Origin of the sequence: Bradyrhizobium sp., assembly GCF_035701725.1 — a bacterium.
Taxonomy (GTDB): domain Bacteria; phylum Pseudomonadota; class Alphaproteobacteria; order Rhizobiales; family Xanthobacteraceae; genus Bradyrhizobium.
Window position 1 is genome coordinate 20,552 of the sequence record NZ_DASSRP010000164.1, and the last position, 10,807, is coordinate 31,358.

Below are 10,807 nucleotides of genomic sequence, written 5' to 3' on the forward strand. Positions count from 1 at the left end.
GAGGTCGGCAGTCGACCCTCGAACTCCGATTCCAAGGTTCGCACGATATCCCTGCGGCCTCTGATGCGAACCTCGGAATCTAGGAGCTCAAGCAACTAATTGATTCTAGCGCAGCTTTGAATTTGAAGTTCGTATGACGAACTCGCCGCGATAGTGATAGGAACTTCAAATTCGCCGCACCCGATCGGACTCATCCGTGGCCATCTTGTCGTTTGCTTTGCTGTGCGCGCTTTGCGCCGTCCTTGCCTGGATCGACATCCGTCACGGCATCATTCCCGACTGGGTCAATGGTGCGATCGCCGGGCTTGGCCTTCTCAGAATGTTCATGGCCGCGGATTTCGTGGCCAGCCTCGCCGCGTTCGGCGAAGGCGCCGTGATCGGCGCCGTGTTCTGGCTGTTGCGACGGCTCTATTTTGCCCTCCGGGGCATTCAGGGACTGGGGCTGGGCGATATCAAGTTTCTGGCTGCTGCCGGAATTTGGGTCGGCATTGAAGGGGTCCCGATGCTGCTCTTGGTCGCGACCCTTACCGCGCTCGCCTGCGTCGGCGCCATGCAGGTGTCGGGGCGCGCGCTGACGGCCCAGACCGCGATGTCGTTCGGACCGTTTCTCGCCGCCGGACTTCTCGTGACATCGGCCTTTCAGCAGTACGGCTTCTGACGCCGCCGTTTAAGCCTACCGCTCACGCCGCAGACGGGTGTTGACGGGCACTACGCTTCCGGTCTCGGAATTCGGCGACCAGGCTTCGCTGCGAACCGAGATCGATGGCTGCGAGAGACCCGGCTGAGGCAAGGCGACGACGAAGGTCAGCTGGTTCTTCTGAAACGATGCCTCGCGGCTCAAAATGGAGCGAAGCCGCCAGCCTTGGAAATCCTCGCCCTCCTTCAACCGAAGCACGGCCTTGGTGGCCTGATCGACGAAAATTCCGAACTTGGCGTCTTCGCCGGAGATCGTGCCGACCAGCGAAAGCTGCGGCTGCTCGGGTTCCTTGGGCTTGGGCGGCGCAACGACCTTCGCAACCGTGACCGCCGACGGCGGCGGCGACGGCGGGCGGCGCGACGGCAAGAAGATCGGACGATCGCGCGTGACGGTGAACTGTTTGAGCGGCATTGCCCACAGCGGATTGGCGCTGAGTGGACGCTCGGCCGGCGGCGCGCCCGGCGTCGACGGAGGGATGGTGACCTCGACGACGGTCGTTACGGGCTCGCTCCAGTTCGAGGGAACGGCGGCGCTTGTCTTCGTGGCTTCGGACGGATCGTCGAGCGCGGAATCGGTAATACCGGTTGCGGCCGATGCGCCGGCGCAGAGCGGCAGCGCGCAAATCAAGAGCCGGACGGCAAGGTGACGCCTCATCATTTTACTCCCTGCCATTGTCCGGAGACACCGAGCAGAAACCGCAACTTGCTCTCGCCGGCAGTTGCGACCTGGATATCGAGCTGATCGACGAACAGGAACGGCATGCCCGCTTCAAGATCGTAGAGCAGCGCTTGCAGCGCCGCCTGCTCGAGTTCGCAGTTTGCCACCATGCTGACGAAGCCGGCCTTGGCATTCGGGCCGCCCTGCACGTCAAGCTGCGAGGACAGCACGTTGCCGCCGGCCTTGGTCACTGCTGCGGCGACCCGCTGCAACAGCGCCGCGCCCGCAACCGTAACCGTGGCGCCTTCAAGAAAGGCCGAGCCGGAAGGAGCGCCGCTCTCGCCGAAACGTTTGTCGGCCATATGCGGTTTGCGGCCCTCAAGCTGCTCCAGCATCGCAGCACTCGCTGCTACCGCAGCGCGCTGATTGAAGAGGTCGATGAGCGATGTGGCGGCCAGCACCAGCAGCACGATTACAAGACCTGCGTAAACCGCTCCCGCAACGATCGGCGAACTCACCATAAATTTTCGCAACGTGGCAACAAGGTTCATGAGTTCGGTCCAAACGAGGGCGTGATGCGGGCTTCGATGTGGAACTGTTCGCCCGGCGCGTTCTGCGCCCGCGTGGTCGGCGCAAAGAACGTCGCGCGGGCGAACTGCGGCGATTTCTCGATCAAGCGGATCAGCGACGGCGCGTCCTGCGTCATGCCGACCACCTGAACCTTGTCGCCGTCGATCCGAAGCTCGGTGACATAGGTGCCGTCGGGCAACGCCTTTGACAGCGCCTCCAGCACGACGACGGTCGAGGGGCTCGACTGTTTGCGCTTTGAAAGCAGGCCGAACGCGGATCCCCCGTCGGGACCGAGGCGGAGCGCGGCGCGCCGCTGTGAAATCCGCTGCATCAGTTGCTGCTGTTCGGAATCGAGACTGTCGCCGAAATAAACGCCCGCCAGCAGCGAAACCGCGGCCACGGCCGCCGCTGACAGCAACGCGATACGCAACGTGCGCGGCGTATCGAGCCCGTGAAAGGCTGCGCCACGCAACGTTTGATCCAGCACCTTGATTTTCTCGCGGCCGCCGGCGGCGGGCGCCGCAAAGGCCGTCAGCGATTGCACGCCGAGCGCGGATGCGAGCTGAACCAACGGTTCGATCCCGCGCCTCGACGTTGCAGCGAGCGTGAGCTCAATCCGCTCCTGCCCGGACGGCGAAGGAGCGCTCCAGCCGAACGCGGCTTCCTCCGCCGACCATGGTGTCAGGCGGTCGATCTGCGTACGGATCATGCCATCGAGAAAATCGGCGGCCTGTTTTGGAAAGTCGAGCGGACGGAACAACACGTCGGCAGACGCAAGCTCGGTCTCGACCCGGCTGCCGCGGAACGCCGCCTGCCAATCAGGCGGCAAAGGCGGCATCGGCCGACCACCCGAAATCCGGAACGAGACATCCGCCAGCTGCGGCCCCTTGCGCGCCGACTTAAGCCTCGCGGTCAGCAAGCCCGTGCTTTCCCCCACAAGCTCGATCTGCGGACGCGGCGCGTAGCGGCCGATCAGGGTTTCGACCGCGCCGGCCACCGCCGCGATCCATTCCTCAAACAGGGCCTTTGCTTCCGACATGATTGACATCATCCACCTGCCTGTCTGAGGGGGCGGCCCAAGGTCTCGACCTGGTCCTGCCAGGATAAGATGCTGTAGGGCTCCTTGTCCCTGGAATCCTTGATGCCGGCGTCTTTGGAATTGGCATCCCCGGTATTGGCATCCTTGGCGCCAGCGTCTTTGGCGCCGGCTTTGCTGCCGGAACCGTTTAATGCGATGACCGCTTCGGACGAGGTGCGACGACCATTGCCGAACCGCAGCGTGGTCTGGACGCGGAAGACCTTGCTGTCCGGCAAGCCGGCGCCGTCCTTGGCCGGACCAAGTGCTGCCGCGATCGCTTTCTGGTCGCGCGGCAATGACGAACGCTTCTTCAGAAAATCGTTGAGCACTTGCGGCGTCATGCCTGGTAACGCAGCAATGACTTCCGGCGGGGCCACCAGCACGTCGATATCAGGCGACTTGCTGAACACCGTGACGAACGGCAGCACCCGCTCGACAATGGCAGGCGTTGCGCCCAGCACCAGGCTCAGTTCGTTGACATGAGCAAAGGGTGCCCCCCTCGGAGCGTAGGTGAGCCCGGAGGCAAGATAGAGCGCCCCTTCATCGACGGTGCCGTTGGAGGCCGCACTCGTGGTCGCATTGAAGGACGCTCCTACGGCTGCATTGGATTTCGGTTGGCTGCGCCATCCGACGATGCGATCGGCCAGTTCGCCGGCGGCTTTCGGTTCGACGCCGAGAACCTCGAACAGCCCGTCGAGCAATTCTTTCGAGGCCTGGTTGAGGTCGACCCGCGCCGCTTCGGACGTGTAGGTGACCTGCGCTTCCGCATTGTCCAGTCTGAAACGAAAGGATCCCTGTGCAGGACGCGATTTGTCGTCCGCCAGCAGCAACTGATAAGCGGCCAGCTCCAGGCTCGCCGAGATCAGCGCATCCCTCTCGACCCCGATATCGGTGGCGCCAAGGGCGCGGGCCGAATTGGAGAGATAGACTGAAAAGATCGTGGCAAGCGCCGACAACGCCACGAGAATCCACAGCACGGCGATGATGACGAAGCCGCGCTGGGAGGATCGCGCTGTTGGCCTGACCGGGTTCATCGCATGCCGCCCTGGGCCGCACCGCCCGCTTGCGGCGCGCCCGCCTGTTGTCCCGCCTGCGCGGCCGGACCACCGCTATTGCAGGCTCCGTCAGCCGGCTTGCAATCGCCCTGTGCCGAGGACTGGACATGCACGGTGGCGACGGTCGAGATCGCGCTGCCGTTTGAGGAATCCCGCACCGTCAGGCGGACCTTGGCGGGCAACCTCTCGGCATCCCGCCACGCGTCGTGCCAAGTCTGGTCGTCGCCGGCATAGGCCAGGAGCAACTGATACGGCGCGCGGAGCAGCAGGACCGGCTCGCCGAATGGAAGCCGATCGGATGCGGATTCCGGCGGCATCGGGCGGAAGGCGGTTCGCGAGCGGACGGTGGCGAGGCCTCCCTGATCTGAGGTTTCGGAAAGGCGCACCACGTCGAGCGCCGGGCCGGCATTCGGACCAAGCGCGGTGCGCACGAAAATCACCGAGCGCTCGGAGCCCGAAAAGAGCGGCTTCTTCTCTTCCCCACCGACGGAGACGTATTGCGCCGCAGCCAGGTCGTCGGCCATGCGTTGCAAGGTGATCGAAATCATCTCGCTGCGCTGGATGCGGTCGAGGCCGCGATTCCAGTTCGGGAGCCATTGCGCGGTGATATTGGCGAGCGCGGACAGCACCAGCCCCGTGAGCGCCAGCGCCACCAGGGTTTCGATCAGCGTAAAGCCGTCCTCACCGTCCTGTCTCGCCGCCAACTTCGTCATCGCTGTTGCCCATGCACAAGACGAACCGTCTTGAGATCGGTCACGGCGCCCGAGGGCGAGCGCACCTGAACCCTGACCAGCGCCGGAATCCAGGCGACATCTGAATCGGTTGCCGCCCATTCCTCGCCCAACGGGCTGACGTCGATCCGCCATTGATGGTCGTTGGTCCTGCCCGACCAGGTCCCGAACCCGATTTTTTCGCGCGATGGCACTTCCGTCGCCATGATCGCGCGTACCGCCTGCATCAGCGTCACGTGCTGTTCCAGCGAGCGCACCCCGCGCACGTTCGTGGACATCACCGATCCGATCGCCACGATCGACACGGCCACCACCGCAAGCGCGATCAGCACCTCAAGGATCGTGAAGCCGGAGGTCCGGCCGTCAATTGGCGCTGCGCGAAACAATTTCGATCCTTCCGGTCAGCCAGTTGACTCGGACTTCATAGCCGACATCGGCACGCATCAACGCGACAGAGCCGCCGCAGGACATGCCGCTGGCAAAGAAACTGATCGTCGACAGCGCTTCGCGCTGATTGCAGGTGCGCGGCAACAACGCCTCGAACTGCACGTCGTCCGGAATGCGGACCATGTCGGCACCGGCGCCAGAGCGGATCACGCGGCTTCCCGGATCGACCAGCGTCGCAATGGCTGTGCCACGCCGGATCGCCGCATTGCGGTCTTGCTTGAGCAGAGCCGCCGTTTGCAGCACATAGGCCTGCAAGCGAGCGCGCGTGGTATGGCGCGGTACGAACGGCAAAAGAACAGCCGCCAATATCGCGATCAACGCCAGTACGCAGACCATTTCCAGAAGCGTGAAGCCGCGCTCTGACGCCCTATTCGTTTTTGGCATTGACCAGATTCTCTGACGAAATATCCGCAGCCAATCCGCTTCCGCCTTCCTGGCCATCGGCGCCGTAGGAGATGATTTCATAGGGTCCGTGTTCACCCGGCGAACGGTAGACGTAAGGATGGTTCCAGGGGTCGTTCGGCAGGGTGTTGCCCTTCAAATAGGGGCCGTTCCAGGCGCCGACGCCCGAGGTGCGCTGCATCAGCGCGGCAAGGCCTTCCGAGGTCGAGGGATAACGGCCGGCATCGAGGTAGAACAGGTCGAGCGCGCTGGAGAAACTCTGCAACTGAATCCGCGCCGCCTTGACCTTGGACTCGCTGAGATAGTTGAGCACGCGCGGACCGATCAGCCCCATGATCAGACCGATGATGGTGATCACGACCAGCATCTCGACGAGGGTGAACCCCTCCTCGCCGCGCCGGCGCTCGCACTTTGTGCTCGCGGTGAAGAAAATGCCGACGGTTTTGTGCATTTGACCTGATCCTTATCTCTATCCAACCAATTGGGTGACCGACAGCAGCGCGGTCATGACCGAGACGATCAGTCCCCCGACCACGGTGCTGATGGTGATGATCGCAAGCGGCCCGACAATGCCGACGATGCGGTCGAGACTGCGCTGCAACTTTGCCTCGTAGAACTCGGCAACCCGCCCCGCGAGCACCGGCAACTGGCCGGTCTCTTCGCCGAGCCGCAGCATGCGGATGGCCATCGGCGGCATGTTGCTCGACGCCAGAAGCGCATCCGAAAGCTTGCCGCCATGCCGCACCCGATCGGCGGCCGCGCTCCATACCGACTCGTTTCCGGTCACGGTCATGATGTCGACCAGGATACGCAGCGTCGCCGTCAGATTGACGCCGGAGCCGAGCAGCACGGCGAGATTTCGGCAGAACAGGCTGGTGCGATAGAATTGAAAGATATTGGCGATGCCCGGCGTCCTGGCGATGAACGACACCACGGCGCTCCAGGTCCCGGGCCGGCGAAACAGCCACCACAGACTGATGATCGTCAGGGCAACAGTCGAAAGCGCCGCCGTTGCGTTGGCGCGCAGAAAATTCGACAGGCGGATGAAGAAACTGAGCGCGGTGTCGGACTTTGCACCGAAATCCTGCAGCACCGAAGAAAACTGCGGCAGCACGAACAGGATGAAGAACAGCATGACGCAGACCGCGGCGATCAAAACGAACACCGGATATTGCATCGCGTCGGTGAGCTTGCGCCGCATGGCCTCGGAACGCGCCCGTTCCGCGCCGAGCATCTCCAGCACCTGATCGAGCGTTCCCGAGACCTCGCCGACCTTGACGAGGGCGACATACATCGGCGGAAATAGCGAGGGATGTTCGGCCACCGCACCCGCAAAGCTTTCGCCTGACAGAACCGAAGCCCGAAGCCGCGCGACCACGGGACGAAGCCGGCCGACATCGGCATCGTTCGCCAATAGCTCAAGCGCATCGTCGAGCCGGGCGCTCGCCTTCAAGAGCAGCGCAAGGTCGCGTGTGAAGGTCGTCACCTCGGCCGGACTTGGCCGTCCGAACAAACCAAAATTGTCGCTTCCTCCGCCTACGGCTTTCTTGTCCTCGACGGTTTCGATCGGCAGCAGGCGCAGATATTCGATACGGCGCGCGACTTCGGCCGCGGTCGGCGCCGACAGCGTGCCGTTGACGATTTCCCCGCTCTGCGTCAACGCCCGGTAGCGAAAATTCGGCACGATCCTACCTCACCGCGCGGTGGTGACGCGAAGCAGCTCGGCCGGCGACGTCAGGCCGGCGCGGCATTTCGCGATGCCGTCGGCGATCATCGTCGTCATGCCGGCATTGATCGCAACCTGGTCGATCTTGTGCCCGTCGGTCCGTTCGCCGATCAGCGCGCGGATTTCGTCGGTCATTTCCAGCACCTCGAATACGCCGAGCCGGCCGCGATAGCCGGTGCCGCCGCAACGCTCGCAGCCGCAGGGCGACTGCAGCACTTCGCCGGCGCGGAAGCCGAGTTCGCCAAGCCTCGGGTCTTCGGCAATATCGGCCTCGGTAAGCGCCTTCGGCGTCTTGCAGCGCTCGCAGAGTTGCCGGACCAGACGCTGCGCCACGACCGCGCGCAAGGTCGAACGCAAGAGATATCCTTCGACGCCGAGATCGAGCAGCCGAGGCACCGCCGCCGGCGCCGATTCCGTGTGCAGCGTGGTCAGAACCAGGTGGCCGGTCAGCGCGGCGTGAATCGCGACATGCGCGGTCTCGTTGTCGCGGATTTCGCCCACCATGATGACGTCCGGGTCCTGACGCACGAACGAGCGCAGCGCAGCGGCAAAGGTCAGCCCGATAGCCGGCTTGACCTGCGCCTGGTTGACGCCGGGAATGTCGTATTCGACGGGGTCTTCGACGGTGAGGATCTTGCGGCCGGGCTCGTTGAGGATCGAGAGCACCGTTGCGAGCGTCGTGGTCTTGCCGCTGCCTGTCGGCCCGGTGACAACGATCATGCCGTGCGGCAGTTTCAACAGCCGCCGCAGCTTCACCTCGTCGGCGGCCGAAAAGCCGAGCCGGTCGACGACCAGCAGGTTGCGGTCCTTGGGCAGGATGCGGATGACGGCGGATTCGCCGTGCTGCATCGGCATGATCGCGACGCGGACATCGACGTCGCTGCGCCCGACCCGCAAGCGCGCGGCGCCATCCTGCGGCAGCCGCCGTTCCGCGATATTGAGATTGGCAATGATCTTGATGCGCGAGATCAGGGCCTGCGGCAGCACCCCGGCAGGTGCCGCGACCGGCCGCAACAGCCCGTCGACGCGCATGCGCACCACAAGCCCGGTCTGGAACGGCTCGATATGAATGTCGCTGGCGCGCAGCTCGATAGCCTTTTCCAGAAGATCGTTGACGGCGCGCACCACGGGTGCGCCGCTGGCAAGGTCGCGCAGGCTCTCGATATCGTCTTCGCGGAGCACGAGATCGCCGGTCGCGTCCGCAGCCTCGATGCTGTCGTCACCCAGCCGGCGGTCGAGCACGACCGAGAGGTCCTCGACCGAGGCGACCACGATCGCAACATCGCGGCGTAGTACGATTTCGGCGGCGCGTTGCGCGGCCCGGTCGGTCGGATCGGCAACCGCGAGGGCCGCGCCCCCATCGGCGGTCTGAAAGGGAAAGACGGTCATCTCGCGCAGGAAGCGCTGCGAGAACGCCTCGTTGAGCGCCGGTGCCGACAACAACTCCTGAAGCGTGACGCGCGTCAGGCCCGAAAAACGCGCGGCCTCGTCAGCGAAGTCACCCGCCGACAGATTGGTGAGCTCCCAAAGCTTGGATTGCGGGCGCAAGGCGGCGCCCTGCTCCGATGCCTGGCCGGCGCCCGCCGACGATTTCGCCAGATGGTCGTTGCGGCGAAGGTGCTCCAGGAATTGCAGGGACTCGTCGCTGGTCATAGCTGTTTCCAGTCGCTGCATTTTTAGGCAAACCAATCCGGCCGCCGACGGCAAGTCACAAAACGCGTGGTGCTCGCCGATCTCGGGAGCCTACTCTATTGATCGGAAACATGACAGTGGTACGAAACTGCCACAGCAAGCAGCTGACAAATCCCCCCGCCCAAATCCCCCGCGAATAACACGTTCCCCAATTATTTCTGTCATGTTAGAACAGTAAGAACCGCGATTGGACCTGATCCCGCCAAGGGATGCGGGGGCGTTAGTAAAAAGCAGGTTGGACGGCAACATGGCGAGTGTCGGCAAGGGCGGCCCGTCCCTTTCGGTCGGGCGCGGTATCGGCGCTGCTTTGATGTTGACGTCCGTGCTCCTGTTGGCGTCCTGCAATTCGGCCACCGTGAATCCCGGGGGCCCGATCGCCAATCCGGACGTCGATGTCACCGACAAGGTACGGTCGCTCGACATCTTGCCGCGCTATCCGACGCAGGCCGGTACCTCGACGACGTCGAGCGGTCCACGAGCCGAACCGACCGTATTCCAGGGTACGGAAGTAACCGACCTCGCTGTGCCGCGGGCGCAAACGGGCGCGGGTGGCGGGAGTGGAAACGGCTTCGACCTCAATTTCGACAACGCGCCCGTTGCGACCGTCGCCAAGGTGGTCCTCGGCGACATCCTGCAGACGGGCTACACCATCGACCCGCGGGTGCAAGGCACGGTCAGCCTCGTCTCGGTACGCCCGGTGCCGAAATCCGACATTATATTTGTCCTGGAAAATGCTCTTCGGATCAGTGGCGTGGTGCTGGTTCGTGACACCTCAGGTTATCGTCTGAGCCCGGTCGGCGACGCGGTCGGCGCGGGTCATGTCGATGCGGCGGCCTCCAACCCCGAGCCGGGATACGGCGTCTCGGTGGTCCCGCTGCAATATGTGTCGGCGCAGACGCTGCTCAAACTGATGGACAGCTTCGCCACCAAGCCCGGCGTGGTGCGCGCCGATACGACGCGGAATTTGCTGTTGATTCAAGGCACTGGTCCGGAACGCCGAACCGCCGTCGAATCCGCGCTGAGCTTCGACGTCGACTGGATGCGCGGCCAGTCGATCGGCATTTATCCGATCACCAATAGCGGCCCGGAACCGCTCATCGCCGAGCTTGAGAAGATCGTGGATTCCGGCGAAAACGGCCTGAACCAGAACATGGTCAAGTTGCAGCCGGTTGCTCGTCTGAATGCGGTCATGGTGGTGACCAAGAAGCCCGGCCTGCTGCGGACAGTCGAAACCTGGATCAAGCGGCTCGACCGGTCCGACGCCACGCGGACCAGCGTCCACGTCTACAAGATCAAATACGGCGATGCGAAACAGATCGCCCGCGTGCTGAATGACATGTTCGGGGGCGGCTCGTCGTCTAGCCTGCTCGACAGCGCCGACAATCAGGTCGCGCCGGGATCGGGGACGGCCAGCGTCGGCGACCGCCTTTCGCTCAACAACAATAACAACAGCAGCAGTACGACCACCACGACGACCAGCACCAGTGCCTCGTCCGGCAGCTTCGGGTCGCGCAACAATTCGGGCTTTGGCTCCGGCTTCGGCGGGGGCGGCAGCGGCGCGGGCGGCGGCAATCTCGGCCAGCTCGACAAAGGAAACGGTAGTGGCTCCGGCGGCCAGCCGCTCTTGCAAAACGTCCGCATCACGCCCGACGTCGTCAACAACTCGCTGCTGATCTACGCCGACCAGACCAACTACAAGATCATCGTATCGGCATTGCAGCAGGTCGATCAGCCGCAGCTGCAGGTCGCCAT

Annotated in this window: 12 protein-coding genes; 2 read left to right on the forward strand and 10 right to left on the reverse strand. The window is 63.8% G+C overall.

All coding sequences use genetic code 11. The annotated features are described in order from the left end of the window. Positions 1-196: 196 nt before the first annotated feature. Positions 197-658 (forward strand): A24 family peptidase, encoded by a 462-nt coding sequence (locus tag VFL62_RS09760; protein ID WP_325172166.1) that lies wholly within the window; start codon positions 197-199, stop codon positions 656-658. A 15-nt stretch (positions 659-673) separates the two neighbouring features. Here VFL62_RS09760 and VFL62_RS09765 read toward each other — a convergent pair whose 3' ends face one another. The 10 genes from VFL62_RS09765 to VFL62_RS09810 are packed head-to-tail and all read right to left on the reverse strand — an operon-like array spanning position 674 to position 9,016. Next, positions 674-1,351 carry a hypothetical protein gene (locus VFL62_RS09765; protein ID WP_325172167.1) on the reverse strand — a complete coding sequence of 226 codons (678 nt, stop codon included), beginning with the start codon at positions 1,349-1,351 and terminating at the stop codon, positions 674-676. After that, positions 1,351-1,905: a type II secretion system protein GspM gene (gene gspM / locus VFL62_RS09770; protein ID WP_325172168.1), complete on the reverse strand. Its 555-nt coding sequence runs from the start codon at positions 1,903-1,905 to the stop codon at positions 1,351-1,353. Before gspM ends, VFL62_RS09765 begins: the two co-directional genes overlap by 1 nt. After that, on the reverse strand, positions 1,902-2,963 hold the full coding sequence (locus VFL62_RS09775) for a PilN domain-containing protein (protein ID WP_325172169.1): 1,062 nt from the start codon (positions 2,961-2,963) through the stop codon (positions 1,902-1,904). The genes gspM and VFL62_RS09775 overlap by 4 nt, the downstream gene beginning before the upstream one ends. An 8-nt stretch (positions 2,964-2,971) precedes the next feature. After that, on the reverse strand, positions 2,972-4,036 hold the full coding sequence (locus VFL62_RS09780) for a type II secretion system minor pseudopilin GspK (protein WP_325172170.1): 1,065 nt from the start codon (positions 4,034-4,036) through the stop codon (positions 2,972-2,974). Further along, positions 4,033-4,770, reverse strand: coding sequence for a prepilin-type N-terminal cleavage/methylation domain-containing protein (locus VFL62_RS09785; RefSeq protein ID WP_325172171.1), 738 nt, complete (start codon positions 4,768-4,770; stop codon positions 4,033-4,035). The genes VFL62_RS09780 and VFL62_RS09785 overlap by 4 nt, the downstream gene beginning before the upstream one ends. After that, on the reverse strand, positions 4,767-5,174 hold the full coding sequence (locus VFL62_RS09790) for a type II secretion system protein (protein ID WP_325172172.1): 408 nt from the start codon (positions 5,172-5,174) through the stop codon (positions 4,767-4,769). The genes VFL62_RS09785 and VFL62_RS09790 overlap by 4 nt, the downstream gene beginning before the upstream one ends. Continuing rightward, complete coding sequence (locus VFL62_RS09795) at positions 5,152-5,619, reverse strand: prepilin-type N-terminal cleavage/methylation domain-containing protein (RefSeq protein WP_325172173.1); 468 nt, start codon at positions 5,617-5,619, stop codon at positions 5,152-5,154. The genes VFL62_RS09790 and VFL62_RS09795 overlap by 23 nt, the downstream gene beginning before the upstream one ends. After that, on the reverse strand, positions 5,603-6,088 hold the full coding sequence (gene gspG, locus VFL62_RS09800; RefSeq protein WP_325172174.1) for a type II secretion system major pseudopilin GspG: 486 nt from the start codon (positions 6,086-6,088) through the stop codon (positions 5,603-5,605). The genes VFL62_RS09795 and gspG overlap by 17 nt, the downstream gene beginning before the upstream one ends. 18 nt (positions 6,089-6,106) lie before the next feature. After that, on the reverse strand, positions 6,107-7,321 hold the full coding sequence (locus tag VFL62_RS09805; RefSeq protein ID WP_325172175.1) for a type II secretion system F family protein: 1,215 nt from the start codon (positions 7,319-7,321) through the stop codon (positions 6,107-6,109). 9 nt (positions 7,322-7,330) lie between these two features. After that, on the reverse strand, positions 7,331-9,016 hold the full coding sequence (locus tag VFL62_RS09810; RefSeq protein WP_325172176.1) for a GspE/PulE family protein: 1,686 nt from the start codon (positions 9,014-9,016) through the stop codon (positions 7,331-7,333). 286 nt (positions 9,017-9,302) lie between these two features. Between VFL62_RS09810 and VFL62_RS09815 the strand changes: the two genes are divergently transcribed. Further along, on the forward strand, positions 9,303-10,807 hold a 1,505-nt coding region (locus VFL62_RS09815; RefSeq protein WP_325172177.1), incomplete at its 3' end, for a secretin N-terminal domain-containing protein.